Here is an 18098-nt window from a genome sequence, read left to right on the forward strand (position 1 = left end):
CTTCTCCGATGGACGTGAAGACAACCGCCCGCTTGATCGGGGTGACGGCGCTCGCACTAGCGGTCGCCATCACCATCATCTCGCGCAATGACGACAAATACACCGTTCCGCCAACCCTGCGCCCGGCAGACCCCGATGGCGGTCCGCTGGTCGGTGAGCTCATGCGTTGCCGCACGCTCGGCGAACAGGCCACCCGCGACATTGCCTGCAAAGCGGCTTGGGAAGAAAGCCGGCGCCGCTTCTTCAGGCCCAGCAATCGCGACAAACCGGCTTGGCCGGCCGACGACCGCTTCGGCCGGATCGACCGCTCGCTCGGCGAGGACAAGACGCCATGAACGACGCCGGCGTCATTGACCGGTTTCTCGAAACCTTCACCCGCTACATCGATTCCGGCTTCGGCCTGCTCGGAAACGAGGTCGCCTTTCTCACTTCGACTCTGATCGTCATCGACATCACGCTCGCCGGCCTGTTCTGGGCCTGGGGCGCCGATGAGGACGTGCTGCATCGGTTGGTGAAGAAAACGCTTTATATCGGCTTCTTCGCCTTCATCATCGGCAACTTCAATCGGCTCGCCGGCATCGTCTTCGAGAGCTTTTCGGGGCTCGGCCTGAAGGCGGGAGGGTCGACACTTTCCGGTTCTGCGCTGCTGCAGCCAGGCCGAATCGCGCAGGTCGGCATCGACGCCGGCAATCCGATCCTCGAAGCCGCCAGCCAATTGATGGGCTACGTCTCCTTCTTCGAGAACTTTGTCCAGATCGTCGTTCTGATGGTGGCCTGGGCGATCGTGCTCATCGCTTTCTTCATTCTGGCCGTGCAGATCTTCGTCACGCTGATCGAGTTCAAGCTGACGACACTTGCCGGCTTCGTGTTGATCCCGTTTGCGCTGTTCAACAGGACGGCTTTCCTCGCCGAAAAGGTACTCGGTAATATCGTGGCCTCGGGCGTCAAGATCCTCGTGCTCGCCGTCATCGTCGGGATCGGCTCGGGCCTGTTTGGCGAGTTCACCCAAGGCTTCGCCGAACAACCCACGATCACCGATGCACTGTCGCTTGTGCTCGGCGCGCTTTCCCTGATGGGGCTTTCGATCTTCGGCCCGGGCATTGCGACGGGTCTTGTCTCCGGCGCCCCGCAACTCGGTGCAGGTGCAGCCGTCGGCACCAGCCTCGCCGCCGCCGGTCTTGGCGCGGCGGATTACATGGGCACCCGTGCGGGACTGAGTGCTGCTGCAAGTGCCGTCGGCACCGGAGGCCGCATGTCGGCTGCCGCGGCGCGAGGCGGCGCTCATGTGGCGGGAAGTACATCGACGGCCTATGGGCTCGCCACTGCTGCCTCAGGACACAGTGGTGCGGGCGCGGTCGTCGCCGGCCTCGGCGGTGTCGCGCGCGCCGGGGTTGGGGCCGCTGTTCAGCCGGTCAAACAAGCCATGTCGCGCGCTGCGTCGGGGCTGAGCAGCAGCAATCAATCCGGTCGCTCTGCCGGGTGGACGGCGACCGGCGGACAATCCGCGGTTGGCAGTACCGGCGAAGCCGCAAACAGTTCCTCCTTTGCCGGATCGCCCACCGCATCCCCTTCGAACTCCACAGCCGGCTCTCCGCCGGAATGGGCCACTCGGATGAAGCGCAGCCAGGCCATCAGCCATGGCGCCAGCACGGCCGCTCATTCCATCCGCTCGGGCGATCATGGCGGCGGCTCGATGAATGTTTCTCTCCATCAGGATGACCACCGATGAATCCTTTCAAACGACCTTCCGTTCGTTATGGCACGAGGCCCCAGCCCGAGACGCCCTACCAGCGTGCCGCGCAGGCTTGGGATGAGCGCATCGGCTCGGCCCGGGTGCAGGCGAAAAACTGGCGATTGATGGCCTTCGGTTCGCTCGTGCTCGCCGGTGGCTTCGCCGCGGCATTGGTCTGGCAGTCGGCGCGCGGCTCCGTCGTTCCCTGGGTCGTCCAGGTCGACAAGTTCGGCGAGGCGCAGGTGGTCGCCTCGGCCACGGCCGACTTCAAGCCAACCGATCCGCAGATCGCATGGCATCTCGCCCGCTTCATCGAGCAGGTGCGAAGCATCGCGGACGATCCGGTCATCGTCCGCCAGAACTGGTTGCGCGCCTACGACTACACGACCGATCGCGGCGCCGTCTCTCTCAACGACTACGCCCGGTTGAACGATCCTTTTGCCAAGGTTGGCAAGATCCAGGTCGCGATCGACGTCTCCAGCGTCATCCGTGCCTCGCCGGATTCGTTTCGTGTCGCCTGGACCGAGCGCCGCTACGAGAACGGCAGCCTGGCCAGTACCGAGCGTTGGACCGCCATCCTCACCATCGTCATTCAACAACCCCGCGATGCCGAGCGGCTGAAGGCCAATCCGCTCGGTGTCTACGTCAACGCCATAAACTGGTCGAAGGAGCTCTCATGATGCGTGCGGCACAAACACGGAATCCGGCGCCACAGAACGCGCGCAGCATGTCGATCACGTGCTTGCTTGCCGTAGGGCTGCTGTCGGCGACAGCGCTCGTCGGTTGCGCCTCGAAAAGATACATTCCGCCGGAGGTCGGTTATGATGATGCCGCACCCGCTCTGCGGAAAGCCGACCCGCCCGGTCCGGTGAAGGTGGTGGAGCTTCCAAAACCACTCCCGCTACCCGGCCAATTGAAGCCGGTCGAAAGTGGTAGGGCAAAGACCGAGCCGGCCGATCCCAAGCAGCGCCTCAGCCAGGCGAACGAGGCCGCGCGGATGCAGCCCGTTCGCGACGGCTTTATCAACGCGATCCAGCTCTACCCCTGGAGCGAGGGGGCGCTCTATCAAATCTATGCCGCGCCCGGACAGGTCACCGATATCGCCCTGCAGCCCGGCGAGCAGCTTGTCGGCTCCGGCCCCGTCGCCGCTGGCGACACGGTGCGCTGGATTATCGGCGATACGCAGAGCGGAGCAGGGGACCGGCTTCAGGTCCATATTCTCGTCAAGCCGACGCGTCCCGATCTCCAGACCAATCTTGTCATCAACAGCGACCGGCGCACCTATCATCTCGAACTGCGGTCGACCGAGAAAACCTACATGGCCTCTGTCTCCTGGCAGTATCCGCAGGACCAGTTGATTGCCCTGCGTCGGCAGAACGCGCAGGCTTCCGTTTCGCAGTCTGTGGCTTCGGGCGTCGACATCCAGAAACTCAACTTCCGCTATCGCATCGAGGGTGACCCAGCACCTTGGAGGCCGCTGCGCGCTTTCGACGATGGCGCAAAAGTCTACATCGAGTTCCCATCGGGCATCGGTCAGGGTGAAATGCCGCCGCTCTTCGTTGTTGGTCCGTCCGGTGGCTCTGAACTGGTCAACTACCGCGCCCGGCAAAACTACTATGTCGTCGACCGGCTGTTTGCCGCGGCTGAACTGAGGCTGGGCGACAAGACCAGCGAGAAACGCGTTCGGATCGTGCGGACTGACGGAAGAAAGCCACAGCGTAGCGTTGGGCTGTTTCGATGAGCGACACCGCCACTTCACCGAACTCGGATATGGCCGCGGAACTGCGGCTGCGGCCCGAACCCGCCAGGGTGACGCGACTGTCGCGCAAGGTGCTCGTTGGCCTTGGCGGCGTCGCAAGCGTTGCGATCCTTGGCACGCTAATTTGGGCGCTGGACACCAGACGGCGCGGCAACGAGCAACCATCCGAACTGTTCACCACCGAAAATCGCACCACCGCCGACGGACTGCAGGTGCTGCCGATGGACTATTCAGGTGTCCCGAAACTTGGGCCTGCTTTGCCTGGCGATCTCGGACGACCGATCCTGCGCGCGCAAGAGCGCGGACAACAGATCCAGGTGCCAGACATCCGCACACCGCGCGCCGATCCTGACGAACAACGCCGCCTGGCCGAGATCGAGGCCGCCCGCGTGGCGAAGCTATTCACCGACAGCAACGCGCGGGCCAATCCAGCGCGACAGAGTTCTGGCGCAAATGACGGCGGCGGCGCCTCGTCCGAGTCCGCGCCCTCGCCCAAACAGCCCGCGCTTGAGCCGAACTCAGCGCAAAATGGGCAGGACCGCAAAACTGCCTTCGTCAATGCAACGCCCGACCGCCGCACCGTCAGTCCCGATCGTCTCGCCGAAAAAGCCTCGCCCTACGTCGTGCAGGCCGGAACCATCATCCCGGCCGCTCTCATCACCGGTATTCGATCCGATCTTCCCGGCCAGATCACCGCCCAGGTCACGGAGAATGTCTTCGACAGCTCGACAGGATCTTACCTGCTCATTCCGCAGGGCGCTAGACTGATCGGCCAGTACGACAGCGAGGTCGCCTTCGGCCAGTCGCGCGTGTTGCTGGTGTGGAACCGGCTCATTATGCCCAATGGCACCTCCATCGTGCTGGAGCGCCAGCAGGGCGCGGATACTGAAGGGTTCTCCGGGCTCGAGGACGAGGTCGACCATCACTGGGGGCAGCTGTTCCGGGCTGCCGCGCTCTCGACCCTACTCGGGATAGGGACGTCTCTTGGTTCCAGCAACGACGAAAGCGATATCGCCAAGGCCATTCGCGAAAGCGCACAGGATTCCGCTTCCAATATTGGCCAGCAGGTCGTGCGCAATCAGCTTACCGTCCAGCCGACGCTGACCATCCGGCCGGGGTTCCCGGTTCGGATCATCATCAATCGCGATCTCGTTCTGGAGCCCTACGGCGCGCAGAAGGATCCGTCATGACCAAGCTGAAACTCTCCGCCATTCCCGATGATCGGCCGGTCAAGATCACGGTCGAATTGCCAGCCACCGTTCATCGCGATCTGGTCGCCTACGCCGAGGTCCTCGGCCGCGACACCGGCCAACCTGCAGATCCGGCGAAATTGATCGCGCCCATGGTGTCGCGGTTTATGGCCACGGATCGGGCCTTCGCCCGGGTCCGGCGCGGCCTGAAAAAGAGCTAGTCTCGGGCGGATGCTGCTGGCGTATCGGGGGCCCGAGTATGCTTGCGCAGAAAGTCGATGAAATCAGTCACCTCCGGATCTTTGCCCAATGATCCAACGACGGCTTTGAGGAACGCGCAATTGCAGAGCTGCCTATCTGATCCTGCCGATAGCTCACCGCTCTTTGCCGAGTCGGCTGACTCAATCCCCTGGAGCGTATCGTCCAGCTCTTTCAAGATATTTCGTATTTTGGCCAGGAAAGTTTCGCCAGGGGCCGTAGCTCTGACCCCGCCGGGGTGGCGTTCAAACAAAGTCACGCCCAGCCTCAATTCGAGATCTTTTATGCGCCTGCTGAGCGCGGAATGATGAATCCGCAGCCGTCGGGATGCGCCGAGGAAGCTGCCTTCCTCGGCGACGACGGTCGCAAAATGAAGTGTGAGAAGCTGGATGGAGCGGCGCATGGCACCTCTTCCATGCGCGGACCAAGGCTTGTGATTACGGCGTGGATTTATTGCTACCTGGGCTGCGCGTTTCACGAAGCCTTTGCAGCGTGCGCTCATCAAAACAGGCTGTCACCGCGACAGTCTCTTCCCCGGCGATCATTTTCGGCAATCCCAGCGGCGTCACCTTGAAATGCAACTGAACCAGGCGCAGCAGCCACAGCGGGTTCATTTCGATAATGATTGTGTCCACCCCGCTACCCAAGCCCCACTCGACGATGCCGGACAGCAGCGCATTGGCAACCGGGCTCAGCATCCGTCCGCGTTCGCGATATTGCGGCTCGACGCAGTAACGCGACCATTCCCAGATGTTTTCTCCCACTGGACGGGTGCCTTCGCACAACTCCGGTAGAATGTCCGACAGAAGGTGAGGTGGCATCGACGGCAGCAAGCGTTGGTAGCCGACCACACGGCCCTGCTCGGTGAAGAGCATGTGGACGGCACGCCTGTCGTCAAAGCGGTCGACTTCACGACCGTCTTCACGCCACAGGTCCGTCCAACCCTTTTCCTCGACAAACACCCTGTGACGAAGACGGAACGCCTGATCCAGTTCCGCCTGATATTCGTCGGCATTGTGCGACGTGACGACATGAAGCATCTCGGTTGTCCTCCAGTTTCGAGGTCAACCAATGGTTCATCGCGGACCGATGCGGCATCACGCGATTGCGTGAGGCTAGCTGATCAGCCCCAGGCGGAAAGCTGTCGTGACGGCCTGCACGTTGTTTGTCACACCGAGCCTCTGGCGCATCAATCGCAGATGCGTATCTGCCGTGTTGCGGCTGACGTTCAGGCGATCAGCGACCTGCTCCACGGTGAGGCCTTCGGCAACCCAGCGCAGGACATCCTGTTGTCGAGGTGACAGACGCACTGGTTTCGAGGCCTGTTTGCCATCCGCAAGAAGGGCCGCGCATCCGAAGGCGCAAGCGGCGACAAACTGAAAGGCGAGACGGTCGTGAGGACCCGGCTCGAGCTTCTCCCCTGCAACGGAAAATCCAACCGGCTGTCCGTTCAGTGTCGCGAACGGAATCGTAAAGCCGTCACGCAGATTAAACTCTGATGCCTCCGCCATGATCTGTCGCCCGAAGGAACAAACCCGGGAAACTTGATCAATCTCGCTCCACCGGAAGGGCGTGGTCCCACGCTTCACAAGCTGAATGGTAGGGTCGCGATGGAGATAGCCTTTGGAGAAATAGCGCTCGGACCATTGCCGTGGCCAGGCGTCGAGCAGCACATGGGAAATCTGCTCGCGCCTCAGCGCACGCGGCGGTGGGATCGGTCCTGCCAGGACGTTTCTGGCGCCAAACCGCTCGGCATAGGAAATCAGGTGCTGGCAGATTTCCTGCTGGCTTGAACTCTTGCGGATCTGATTGAGAAACTCGAACGTGTCATCGAGGTGCCGACGCCAAAGCGCAGGTGCTTCCATAACGCATTGCTTCCATGATGGTGATGGTAGTGGGTGGTTTGGGGTTCGGGTGGGGTTGCAAGGCATCAAGCTGCCGCGTCGCTGGCCGACCGGTGCTGGTCGACAACTCTCCTCGATTCTTGTTGCATCAGTTGAGCGAGTTGCTCGGGTTAAGGTCGACAGCGGCCTTGATGCCAACGGCGGAGCTGAGACCGACCGGCGGAGCGGTCCGTTCCCTCGCGCGCCTGCCGGATGCCTTGGGAAATGGCGTGTGATTGCCTCTCCTATGCTCACTTCGAGTATATCAGGAATGTTGCTTCCAGCCTCGTCGGAGTCAACCCCCGACAACAGGCAGTATGGCCCTGCGACAGTCAGGTGGCGCAAGCGGGAGAAACTGAAGAGCCCGCAGCCGATGTGGAATCAGCCCCCCATATCTGAGTCCAGCCGTCTTGCCCTTCCGAGCATTCTGTAACCCGCCTACGGGTCACACCGCTCCGCGTAACGGATTGACGAATTCGAGTCCTGCAAAGTCCTTTTCGTTATCCGTCACCACCACGCACTCGTTCGCGCCGGCGACAGCGGCTATGATCATGTCGAGCCCGCTGCGTGGCTGGCCGGCCGCTCTCCCTTCGGCCATCAGTCGGGCCCAGATCAGCGCCGCCTTGTCGTCGAACGAGAGGATACGATTCGCAAAAAGCGCTTGCGGCCCGTCAGACCCCGAGAACCACTTGTCGAGCGCGTCGCGCTTTTTGCCTTGCGGCTTCTCCAAAACACCGCGGCGGATCTCCGCAAGCGTCAGCGACGCGATGAACAGATCATCGTCCCGCTGAGACGACATCCATGCCATGAGCGATTCCGATGGCTGCGGTTTGACTACATTACTGATGATGTTGGTATCAAGCAGGTAGCGCGTCACAGATCGACCTTGCGCCCTTCTTCGCGGGGCCGCGAAAAATCGAGATCGGCGCCCACCAGCGGCGACCGCAGCAAAACGGCGAGGATTCGGCCAGGCTTGGGGGGCTCGCCGGCGATCGACTTGCTCACCGTCGCGCGAAGTTCTGAAGCTTCGGGGGTATCCTCCGACAGGCGCCGGGCAAGCGATCGGATAAGATCGCGATCGGCGTCCCGACCAAGCACTTCGAAACGCGTTAAGCCGCGCAGGGCAAGTCGGGAGCGGTACTGTTGGATCGCACGTTTCTGTGAACTTCCCATAGTGAACCTCTGATATTTCCAGTAATATAGCCAGAAACGGGGATTTCAGCAAGGAGTAGGGCGGTTAGTGCGGGCGCAACGCGGCGGACGGCAGGACGAGACGGACGTGCTCGTCAGGTTGGTCTGCGTAGGGCCGAAGCGAAAAATCGCACCACGATCTGTGGGGATGGCGTGGTTCTTCGTTTGTGAGTTATGGTGGGCTTTATTTCCGATTGGTGGGTGAACAATCCCACTCTGGCAAATCGAAGGCGCTGTCCCCCTGCATGGCAGGCCAGCTGGGTTTTTGAAAGTTGCCGTTCGCGCTGACGAGCCAACAGGCCCCTAGCGATATCCAGCGGCCTGGAGTTCGAAGAGCTCGGCGTAGCGACCGCACTCGGCCAAAAGCTCCTCATGTGTACCCTGCGCCTCAACCTTTCCGTCGGCCAGCACCAGGATCCGGTCAGCCATCCGCACGCTGGAAAAGCGATGGGAAATCAGAACCGATGTTTTGCCCTTGCTCAGTTCCTTGAAGCGCCGGAACACCTCGGATTCCGAACGCGCGTCGAGTGCGGCCGTCGGTTCATCCAGGATTAATAGCTCGGCACCTCGCATGTAGGCACGAGCGATCGCGATCTTCTGCCATTCCCCGCCTGACAGCTCCACACCACTGTTAAATTGCTTGCCGATCATCTGGTCATATCCGCCCGGCAGCCTGCCGATGACCTGGCCGGCTTGGCTGCGTTCGGCGGCACGTTCTACGCGATCTCTATCCTCGCGCGCCTTGATGCGGCCAACCGCGATATTGTCGTTAGCAGTCATGTTGTAGCGAACGAAATCCTGGAAGATCACGCCGATCGAATTGCGCAGTTCGTCCAGATCGTATTCGCGCAAATCCTTGCCATCGAGTAGAATCCGGCCCTCATTGGGATCGTAGAGGCGCGCCAGCAGCTTAACCAGCGTGGTCTTGCCGGCACCATTTTCCCCAACCAGCGCCAACACCTCTCCGGCCCGTAGCATGAAGCTGAGACCGCGCACCGCCCACCGCTCCGTTCCCGGATATTGGAATCCCACATCTTCGAAGACGAAGCCTTCTCGGATTGGACAAGGGACCGGCAGCGGGTCCTCGGGCGTCAGGATTTCAGGCTCTAAGTCAAAGAACGAGAACAGGTCCTTGAGGTACTCCGCCTGACCGGCGGTTCTGGCGAAACCCAACAGCAGCGATTCCACCGCACCGCTCAGTTGCAGGAATGAACCGGCGAGGAACGTAAGGTCGCCAACGGTGAAGTTTCCCTGTAGCGTACCCCATACGATGTATGCGTAAGCGCCATAATAGGCCATCGTGCCGACGGCGGTGAATAAACCGCTCCACATCGTGCGCCGTACTGCTAGCTTGCGGTTGGCGGTATAGAATTGGTCTGCAAGCTGCACATAACGATCGATGAGAAAGCGGCTCAAGCCGAAAATCTTAACCTCTTTGGCCGCCTCCACGCTGGTTGCCGTCAGGCGTACATAGCTATGCTCGCGCTGCGCGGGCGTGCGGCTGAAATGGAGCGAATAGCTCCTCGCATTGAAATAGAATTCGCCGAGAAATGCCGGCACCACCGCGATCAACAGCAGAACGACCAGCCAGGGAGCAATGATCAAAAGGCCGGCTGCGAAGCTAATTGCCTTTATCATGCCCGCCGCCTGATAAAAAAGGGAGAGCAACGTCATGGAATTGCTTGTCTGGACGCGCGCACGTTCGAGCTGGTCCTGAAATTCGGCGTCCTCGAAATCCTTTAGATCCAGCGTCGCGGCATGTTCCATAAGACGGACGCTTGAGGCGATTGTAACGCGCTCGGCAAGTACATCTTCCACGAGAGAGCTGACGCGGCTAAACAAATCGGTGAACACGGCCAGCCCGAGCCCGGCCGCGATCAACAATAAAAGCTGATGCAACTGCTCGTCATGAAAGGACAGGGCGGGCGCCCCCAATTGGATTTGGTGGCTGACCTCGTCGATGATGAGCTTGCCGACATAGAGTTTGCTGACGGGAAGCACCGCATCGACAAGCCTCAACAGCAATGTGGACGTTGTTAGATACGGGCTTGTGCGCCAAACCATGGCGATAAACAGGGCTATGGCGTGAAGCGTGCCGAGCCGCTTCTTCGTCGAACGCGCGCCCGGTGGCGAGGACGTATTGTGACAAGGAGCCTTTGGTTGAGGAGCTTTGGGATTTTTGCCATTCGGGCTTTTCATACTAAAAACCTCGCGTCCTCTGATGCGAAGGATCAATGGACTGCTCCTTGCCTTTGTGTCGGTCATGCTCGTTTCGGTCGGCGGAGCTCGCTCTATTTCCGACTCCACTGCGGGTTCGGCACGCTGAGATGGGGATGATTTCTCCTGAGCCGAGTTGCAGGCTGATTGCCAATCTGCTGCGCAAACGCCGTGCCAGGTCAAAGCCCTTCAACGGGATGGGTACGATTGTCGAAGCGCAGTCCGATGGCCGACATTGTCGGACATGCGTTACCCTGCTGCGTTCGTCGAAATCCCGCTCGCGTTGGGCAACCGATACCAGTTCAGCGAAGGGGACACGACGCGACGCCGCCTATCTATTCCTGGGTACGATGTGGCTGGTTCCGCGGCCTGGCGCTTATATGCCAAGGCTCGGCGTCGATCTCCTGAGCGCCTTAGTACCGGGGCTCCGGGCCTGACACGATGCAGGGCTTCCAGCACGATCTCGGCGAGCGCCAATTTCGATCAGGTGAGGTACTCGGCATTTCGGTCGTCCTCGATGAAACGTTCGAGTTCCTCAACTCTCCAAAATACCGCGGCAGATCTCCGTAGCGACGCGATTAACAGATCCTCATCGCGCTGCGACGACATCCATGCCCCGAGCGATTCCGACGGCGGGGGTTTCACAATTTTGCTACCGACGTTTGTGTGAAGTAGGTAACGCGTCACAACTCGACCTTGCGTCCCTATCTCGGGATCCACGAAGGCCAGGCGCGTCAACTACGCCACCGGTCATGGGCACCTCGGCCCGACCCACACGGCTGCGACGCGGATCATCGCGAATCTTGTCACTCGGCGGACTCTACCCATGGAGGTTGCGTCCTATCGAGTCGAGGAATTCTGTGGCTCCCAACGAGTATGAAAGTGGCGATTCGTGTCACGGTCGCACCTACACGAAACCAAATTCCCCGATATGCCGATCAGTTTTCGGCGTAGCGGAAATCGGAGGAGCTCAAAGACCGGGGATCTGGTGCATACTCATCGCTCGGTCTGGCGCAGTGCTAAGGGACGCACCGAGACAAGTTTGCGGCTCCGCCCATCAGCGCCTCGAGCGGACCTCTGCCGAACGGCGCGCCTCCATCACATTGCGAACGCACTGATTGCGAGCAAGAATCCCAGCAGGTAGAGTGAGGATGATCCTGGTTGGAGCACCCAGATTCCCCCGATGTGCAGGACATAAGCCGTCAACGACATGGAACCGACAGTCGCGATTGGAGCGGTCAGCACGTGAAGACGCGTGTCGGAAACGGCCAGGCTGATCGCCAGAACTAGGAGGGCGACGCCGGTGTTCCCCAGGATCGAGAAGGTGGTCTCAGTGTGAGGTGAGGCCACCCACAACCAAACGGCCTCGTCCCCGAACGCCATCGCCGAGTTGAATCCGCCCACATCCGACCACCAGAGCGCGCCCACCTCCCGGCCTGCGCGGTGATCGTCTGTGCGACCCCAGGCACATAGTGCAAGGCGAGCGCGGACCCTCCATATCCAAGGACGGCGAGCGCTATTCCAGCGGTCGCCAACCACTGGCGGGTGGTCATTTTCGTCAGATTCAGACGTGCGACCGCCATGCCTGCGATCATGAATGGTATCCATGTCACGACAGGGTACGCCCCGCTAATCAACAGGGTAACAAGCGGGTGGGCCATCCCCTTGTCCATCACTCCGTTGATCAGGAATCTTAGCTGAGGAAACACAAGTGCCGTCGAAAGTGCTATGGCTGCGAGCGCGAAAGAATCGAGCCGGTAGAGTGGAAGAACCAGAAGAAAGCACAGTCCGTAACAGGAGAGGACCACACGCACCGGCGTTCCGATCTCTTGCAGCAGCATACCTAAGCTTAGCAGGATGAGCGCGCGTATCACCACTTTGATCTGAGCTTGGCGACCTGCTTGTGCTGTCTTTGGGACCCTTCCAGTGATGAGGACAAGGGAGAACCCCGCCAAGAAGGCGAAGAGCGCGGAAGAGCGACCATGAGCGAGTTCTAGAATAAAGCCGGTGACCCCCCCTTCGCGTGGAGAGGGTCCGACATGTGCGGCGTACATGCCGAACACAGCCAATCCGCGCGCCAGGTCGACGCCGACAAGTCGGTTTGCCGGCGAGTGACGACCCGAATTGGCACCTCCTGCCACACGGGCGTTAGCCTCCAAGGTCGAATTGTGTCGAAAAAAGCTCATGGCGTCCTCGAGTGCGTTGGCGACGCGTCGCCCGGGGGATAAATCCGAGCGCGCAGCAAGCTCGTGGCCGCAAGACGCACCCTAACGGGAACAGGTCACCGCAGCGTGGGGCGGTCGCGCAATCAGCCGACACGACTGCGGGTTTGGCGAGCTGGGTGGTTGATTTCTCCTGATCCGAGGCGGAGCCGGGTTGTCGCTAGGCACGCACATGCCGTGCCAAAGCTGTCGAGATGCTGATCGATAGGCCGGAATGTCGGATATGCGACGAACGACTGACATCACGAAGTGAGGCGGCACGCCTTTTTCGGCGACGGGACTGACGACGACCAATTCAAGAAGCTGGCGAGCGAACGCCGGGCACCTGTGGACTTCGCTCGACAAAGATTGGGGTACAGCACGGCGCCGTGAGCTCACGGGCTTAGAATCATGCGACGGATACTCTCTCAAAGAAGCGCCGAAAACGCCTTCAGTGGCTTTCCGTTGTGACTTACCGGCCGTCGTGTTTGCGCCAGCAGTCGAATACGGCCGAAGACAAGCGGTTATTGTTGGCTTCTGATGCCCCCGCAGCGCGGCAAATGGCAAGCTCTGTCGCCACGAACCCGGCTTGTCGCGGCGAGCGTGCAGGCAAGAGCGATTTGGCTCTGCGACGGACTGCCTGCGTGGAAAAAGGCGGTTCTTATAGGCTGCCGTGCGACTCGGTGCTTCGCAGGTTTGGAACTGGCGCGGGCCGGCCTTCGGACAGTCGTCCTTTTTGACAGCGGCATTCTCAAGCTGGCAAGACCTGGGCTGGTCGATGGCGCTGACGAGGCCGAGCTGTGGATCGCGGAATGCGGGTTCAGCCTGGAATGGGATCTCGCGTAGCAACCGCGCGCGATCTCGGTTGCCGTACGGCGGCGTTTCGGCGGGCATTCTATGCCGCGTCCGCGCCGAACAACTGGTCGTCGATTACGGGTCGATGCTCGCGCCGACCGATGTGGAGATCATAGACCCAGGCGCGAAGACTGTTCGGCGACCGCACAGCCATCGCCGGGCAGGCAAACAACAAAGCGATTGAGATCTGGCTTGTCTATGCAGTCGTGCCAGGATGACTTGATGCTGTCGCTGAGCCCGAGCATCTCGGTTGTCCTCCAGTTTCGAGGTCAACCAATGGTTCATCGCGGACCGATGCGGCATCACGCGATTGCGTGAGGCTAGCTGATCAGCCCCAGGCGGAAAGCTGTCGTGACGGCCTGCACGTTGTTTGTCACACCGAGCCTCTGGCGCATCAATCGCAGATGCGTATCTGCCGTGTTGCGGCTGACGTTCAGGCGATCAGCGACCTGCTCCACGGTGAGGCCTTCGGCAACCCAGCGCAGGACATCCTGTTGTCGAGGTGACAGACGCACTGGTTTCGAGGCCTGTTTGCCATCCGCAAGAAGGGCCGCGCATCCGAAGGCGCAAGCGGCGACAAACTGAAAGGCGAGACGGTCGTGAGGACCCGGCTCGAGCTTCTCCCCTGCAACGGAAAATCCAACCGGCTGTCCGTTCAGTGTCGCGAACGGAATCGTAAAGCCGTCACGCAGATTAAACTCTGATGCCTCCGCCATGATCTGTCGCCCGAAGGAACAAACCCGGGAAACTTGATCAATCTCGCTCCACCGGAAGGGCGTGGTCCCACGCTTCACAAGCTGAATGGTAGGGTCGCGATGGAGATAGCCTTTGGAGAAATAGCGCTCGGACCATTGCCGTGGCCAGGCGTCGAGCAGCACATGGGAAATCTGCTCGCGCCTCAGCGCACGCGGCGGTGGGATCGGTCCTGCCAGGACGTTTCTGGCGCCAAACCGCTCGGCATAGGAAATCAGGTGCTGGCAGATTTCCTGCTGGCTTGAACTCTTGCGGATCTGATTGAGAAACTCGAACGTGTCATCGAGGTGCCGACGCCAAAGCGCAGGTGCTTCCATAACGCATTGCTTCCATGATGGTGATGGTAGTGGGTGGTTTGGGGCTCTCGGGTGGGATTGCAGGCATCAAGCTGCCGCATTGCTGGCCGACCGGTGCTGGTCGACAACTCTCCTCGATTCTTTTTGCACCAGTTGAGCGAGTTGCTCGGGGTAGGTCGACCGCGGATGCCAACCGCGAAGCCGGCCGACCGATCCGTTCCCTCGCATGTATTGTATTGCCGGATGCCGGGCAATGGCGTGTGCTTGCATCTGCCTATGCTCATTTCGAGTATATCGGAAATGTTGCTTCCAGCATGGTCGGAGTCAACCCCCAACAACAGGCGGTATGGCCCTGCAACAGTTCGCCATCAGGACAGTGGGGAGGAAGCGGAAGGGCTTGCCTTCGCGCTCTTCAAGGATGGTCGCATTCAATCGGCTTCGCAGCTATCACCCGTACGAGCGACAACAAAATCGAATAACGGCATAAAGATTTGTTTATGTCCGCTTGACAGGAATCTTCCCTTCGGCCAGTGTCGGATTGTCGTGGTTCTCTGATCCGGTTAGTCGCATCAGAGCTAAGAGGGAAGCCGGTGAAGATGCCGGCGCTGCCCCCGCAACTGTAAGCGGCGAGCCAAGCCCACTCAAGTCACTGAGGCTATGCGCCTCGGGAAGACGGGCAGAGGTGTCGACCCGCGAGCCAGGAGACCTGCCTCGGCGAACAAGGTCCACAGGCGGGGTGTCTCGGTGGGCGTGGTAACCGGCTTTGTCTGCTTGCCAACGTCTGCCTTGCGTCCAGCCCCAATCATCGGGGTATGGTATGTCTCTCTCTCGGAAAGTTCCTGTTGCCACACTTGGCGTGCCGCGCATTGGGCGCCGTCGCGAGTTGAAGCGCGCGCTGGAGGCCTACTGGTCGCGAAAATCTTCTGCTGCCGACCTTCTCGAAACGGCGCGGGCGCTGCGTGTCGCGAACTGGACTGAACAATGCGACCGTGGCGTGACCATAATTCCGTCCAACGACTTCTCGCTCTACGATCATGTGCTCGACACGGCAACAATGGTCGGCGCTGTGCCGCCACGTTATGGCTGGACCGAGGGGGAAGTCTCGCTCGACACTTATTTTGCCATGGCGCGTGGCAGCCAAGGAGAGGCTGCCGGACTTGAACATGCCAATCACAGTGACGCGGTTACCGCGCTGGAAATGACCAAGTGGTTCGACACCAACTACCACTACATGGTCCCGGAGCTCGTCGACGACCAGGCCTTTGCTTTGTCGTCGGCAAAGCCGGTGGATCACTTCCTTGAGGGTAGGGCGTTCGGCGTTCACACCCGCCCGGTCATTCTTGGGCCCGTCACCTTCCTTAAGCTGGCAAAGTCGCCCATTCGAGACTTCAACCCAATTGCGCTGCTCCCGCGGCTGCTGCCGGTCTATGAGGAACTCCTGCGCCGCCTGAAAGTGGCGGGCGCCGACTGGGTGCAGATCGATGAGCCGGCGCTCGTGCTCGACCTTATTCCAAACGAGCAAGACGCGTTCAATTTTGCCTACGACCGTCTTTCCAAAGCGGCCCCGGAGCTAAAGATCATGCTCGCCACCTATTTCGGCGGATTGGACGGCAATCTCGAGACCGCTCTTTCGCTTCCTGTGGCGGGCCTGCATCTCGACCTTGCACGCGCTCCTGAACAATTGGAGGCGGTGGGCCGCCTTGCCCCAAAAGGCCTGGTGCTTTCGCTTGGCCTGATCGACGGTCGCAACATCTGGCGTGCGAATCTGCGCCCCATCCTCGACCGGATCAAGCCGGTCGTCGCGGGTTGGCCCCTGGAGCGAGTGGAGATCGCGCCTTCGTGCTCACTTCTGCATGTGCCGATCGACCTGGAACTGGAAACAGCGCTCGATAAGGACATAAAGTCGTGGCTCGCATTCGCGGCGCAGAAGATGGACGAACTGACCACGATCGCCCGGGCCTTGTCCGAAGGTCGGGAGGCGGTTTCAGCAGAGCTGGAGTCCTCCACCCAAGCAGCCGCCGCGCGTCTGACGTCCCCGAAGGTGCATGATCCGCTGGTCGAAGGACGCCTCGCCTTTATCGACGAAGACATGACGCACAGGAAAAGCGGCTTTTCTGAGCGCTCCAGGCTTCAGGACGAAACGCTCCGCCTACCGCTTTTCCCGACTACGACGATCGGCTCTTTCCCGCAAACGCCCGAGATTCGCAACGCCCGTGCCGCCCATGCAAAGGGAGAGCTGAGGTATGTCGACTATGAGGCGTTCCTGAGGAAGGAGATCGAAGCAGCCATCCGTTGGCAGGAGGAGATCGGCCTGGATGTGCTGGTGCATGGCGAGTTTGAACGCAACGACATGGTGCAATATTTCGGTGAGCAGCTCTCCGGATTCGCCTTCACGCAGCAGGCCTGGGTGCAGAGCTACGGGTCACGTTATGTGCGGCCGCCGATCATCTTTGGCGACGTGTCGCGTCCCAATCCGATGACGGTGCGCTGGTGGCGGTACGCTCAATCGCTAACAAATAAACCCGTTAAGGGCATGCTCACCGGCCCGGTGACGATTCTGAACTGGTCCTTTGTACGCGACGATCTGGCGCGCTCGGTCGTTTGCCGCCAGATCGGGCTCGCCCTACGTGGCGAAGTGAGTGATCTCGAAAGCGCTGGCGCCAAGGTGATTCAAATCGACGAAGCTGCACTGCGCGAGGGCTTGCCGCTGCGCAAATCCGAGTGGAAGCATTATCTCGAATGGGCCATCGAGTGCTTTCGGCTCGCTTCCACGGGCGTGTATGATGTGACCCAGATCCACACGCACATGTGCTACTCCGAATTCAACGACATAATAGACGCGATCGCGGCGATGGATGCGGATGTGATCTCCATCGAAACCTCGCGCTCGCAAATGGAGTTGCTCGATGCCTTCGAAAAGTTCAATTATCCGAACGAGATCGGACCGGGCATTTATGATATCCACTCACCGCGGGTGCCTGGCGTCGACGAGATGACGAACCTGCTCTCGCAGGCGCGACAGCGCCTTCGCGACAGTCAGATTTGGGTTAACCCCGATTGCGGCTTGAAGACACGTCGGTGGGAGGAAGTCCGTCCGGCACTCATTAATATGGTCGAAGCCGCGCGTTTTCTGAGAGACGCACCGAGGGCCGCCTAGCAAAAGTGCACGCCTCGCCGTTGCGACCGGACTGCACTGAAGCGGATCGAAATTGGGTGAACCCAAGAGGTGAACGGGCAACCCGATTTCGTTGGGAATGTGACAGTCCGCTGACGGCATTGATTTGGGTCCGATGCTTCTTCCGACTCGTCGGTCAATATACCGACCACCTTGCCAATGACGATGCCATCGAGTCGGAGCGCATCTCTAACAGCGTGCAGTCGGATCTGCTCATCTGAACATTGAGAGTCGTAAGGTGATGCGGTTTGAACCCTATGCGTGGGGCGGGTGACGGCCGCCGTTCGTCTGAAAGGGCCGACTGATTGCTTCCACCAGATCATCCACGCAAGAGTTCGGCGCGAGGTGTATTCTCCCCAAGCGGGCGCGGGATCGTCATGCGTCGATCGCGGTAGTCACACGTCAAGGGTGATATCGCCCCCAACTTACCGGAAGCGTCCACGATGCCGCAAAGCCGCCCGCTCGCTTGTATGGGGTGATCTTTGTCAACGTGATCTTTCAGTCGTTCCGTCTCCTTGTTCAGCCGTGGCGCCCGTTTGTTCCTGCTTTGGCTCCCGGGGTTCATTGGGGCGCCGCGCGCAGTGACCG

15 protein-coding genes, 1 pseudogene and 1 riboswitch are annotated in these 18098 nt (G+C 60.4%); of the genes and pseudogenes, 7 read left to right on the top strand and 9 right to left on the bottom strand.

The window, feature by feature from the left end:
* Positions 1-8: 8 nt before the first annotated feature.
* The 6 genes from trbK-alt to O7A70_RS06730 are packed head-to-tail and all read left to right on the top strand — an operon-like array spanning position 9 to position 4902.
* Complete coding sequence (gene trbK-alt / locus O7A70_RS06705; protein ID WP_337139664.1) at positions 9-335, top strand: putative entry exclusion protein TrbK-alt; 327 nt, start codon at positions 9-11, stop codon at positions 333-335.
* Entirely contained in the window at positions 332-1729 is a 1398-nt protein-coding gene (trbL, locus tag O7A70_RS06710) for a P-type conjugative transfer protein TrbL (protein ID WP_337139665.1), read from the top strand. Before trbK-alt ends, trbL begins: the two co-directional genes overlap by 4 nt.
* A complete protein-coding gene (gene trbF / locus O7A70_RS06715) occupies positions 1726-2412 on the top strand; it encodes a conjugal transfer protein TrbF (RefSeq protein WP_337128604.1) in 687 nt (228 codons plus the stop codon). Before trbL ends, trbF begins: the two co-directional genes overlap by 4 nt.
* Positions 2413-2459: 47 nt before the next feature.
* Positions 2460-3473: a P-type conjugative transfer protein TrbG gene (gene trbG / locus O7A70_RS06720; RefSeq protein ID WP_337139666.1), complete on the top strand. Its 1014-nt coding sequence runs from the start codon at positions 2460-2462 to the stop codon at positions 3471-3473.
* The gene (locus O7A70_RS06725; RefSeq protein WP_337139667.1) at positions 3470-4681 is read left to right on the top strand and encodes a TrbI/VirB10 family protein; all 1212 of its coding nucleotides are present in this window, start codon (positions 3470-3472) and stop codon (positions 4679-4681) included. Before trbG ends, O7A70_RS06725 begins: the two co-directional genes overlap by 4 nt.
* The gene (locus O7A70_RS06730; RefSeq protein ID WP_337139668.1) at positions 4678-4902 is read left to right on the top strand and encodes a DUF2274 domain-containing protein; all 225 of its coding nucleotides are present in this window, start codon (positions 4678-4680) and stop codon (positions 4900-4902) included. Before O7A70_RS06725 ends, O7A70_RS06730 begins: the two co-directional genes overlap by 4 nt.
* On the opposite strand, the gene O7A70_RS06735 is transcribed toward O7A70_RS06730, so the two are convergent.
* The 9 genes and pseudogenes from O7A70_RS06735 to O7A70_RS06780 all read right to left on the bottom strand — a co-directional run bounded on the left by O7A70_RS06735 (position 4899) and on the right by O7A70_RS06780 (position 14356).
* On the bottom strand, positions 4899-5342 hold the full coding sequence (locus tag O7A70_RS06735; RefSeq protein WP_337139669.1) for a LysR family transcriptional regulator: 444 nt from the start codon (positions 5340-5342) through the stop codon (positions 4899-4901). The genes O7A70_RS06730 and O7A70_RS06735 overlap by 4 nt on opposite strands.
* A 34-nt stretch (positions 5343-5376) precedes the next feature.
* Complete coding sequence (locus O7A70_RS06740) at positions 5377-5979, bottom strand: acyl-homoserine-lactone synthase (protein WP_337139670.1); 603 nt, start codon at positions 5977-5979, stop codon at positions 5377-5379.
* A gap of 75 nt (positions 5980-6054) precedes the next feature.
* Positions 6055-6804, bottom strand: a complete 750-nt coding sequence (locus O7A70_RS06745) for a helix-turn-helix transcriptional regulator (protein WP_337139671.1) — start codon at positions 6802-6804, stop codon at positions 6055-6057.
* 463 nt (positions 6805-7267) lie between these two features.
* On the bottom strand, positions 7268-7699 hold the full coding sequence (locus O7A70_RS06750; protein WP_337128616.1) for a type II toxin-antitoxin system VapC family toxin: 432 nt from the start codon (positions 7697-7699) through the stop codon (positions 7268-7270).
* Positions 7696-7995, bottom strand: a complete 300-nt coding sequence (locus tag O7A70_RS06755; RefSeq protein ID WP_337128617.1) for a hypothetical protein — start codon at positions 7993-7995, stop codon at positions 7696-7698. The genes O7A70_RS06750 and O7A70_RS06755 overlap by 4 nt, the downstream gene beginning before the upstream one ends.
* A 321-nt stretch (positions 7996-8316) precedes the next feature.
* Positions 8317-10278 (bottom strand): ABC transporter ATP-binding protein, encoded by a 1962-nt coding sequence (locus O7A70_RS06760; protein ID WP_337139672.1) that lies wholly within the window; start codon positions 10276-10278, stop codon positions 8317-8319.
* 1050 nt (positions 10279-11328) lie between these two features.
* Complete coding sequence (locus O7A70_RS06770; RefSeq protein ID WP_337139702.1) at positions 11329-11658, bottom strand: hypothetical protein; 330 nt, start codon at positions 11656-11658, stop codon at positions 11329-11331.
* Positions 11659-11777: 119 nt separating this feature from the next.
* Positions 11778-12416 (bottom strand): annotated as a pseudogene (locus O7A70_RS06775) (heparan-alpha-glucosaminide N-acetyltransferase domain-containing protein); the annotation flags it as partial.
* Positions 12417-13606: 1190 nt separating this feature from the next.
* Positions 13607-14356, bottom strand: a complete 750-nt coding sequence (locus O7A70_RS06780; protein ID WP_337139671.1) for a helix-turn-helix transcriptional regulator — start codon at positions 14354-14356, stop codon at positions 13607-13609.
* A gap of 506 nt (positions 14357-14862) precedes the next feature.
* A riboswitch (cobalamin riboswitch) is annotated at positions 14863-15063 on the top strand.
* Between the two features lie 89 nt (positions 15064-15152).
* On the opposite strand from O7A70_RS06780, the gene metE reads away from it, so the two are divergent.
* Positions 15153-17492, top strand: coding sequence for a 5-methyltetrahydropteroyltriglutamate--homocysteine S-methyltransferase (gene metE, locus O7A70_RS06785; protein ID WP_337139673.1), 2340 nt, complete (start codon positions 15153-15155; stop codon positions 17490-17492).
* Positions 17493-18098 lie beyond the last annotated feature (606 nt).

Origin of the sequence: Mesorhizobium sp. Cs1299R1N1, from assembly GCF_037179655.1 — a bacterium.
Classification (GTDB): Bacteria; Pseudomonadota; Alphaproteobacteria; order Rhizobiales; family Rhizobiaceae; genus Mesorhizobium; species Mesorhizobium salmacidum.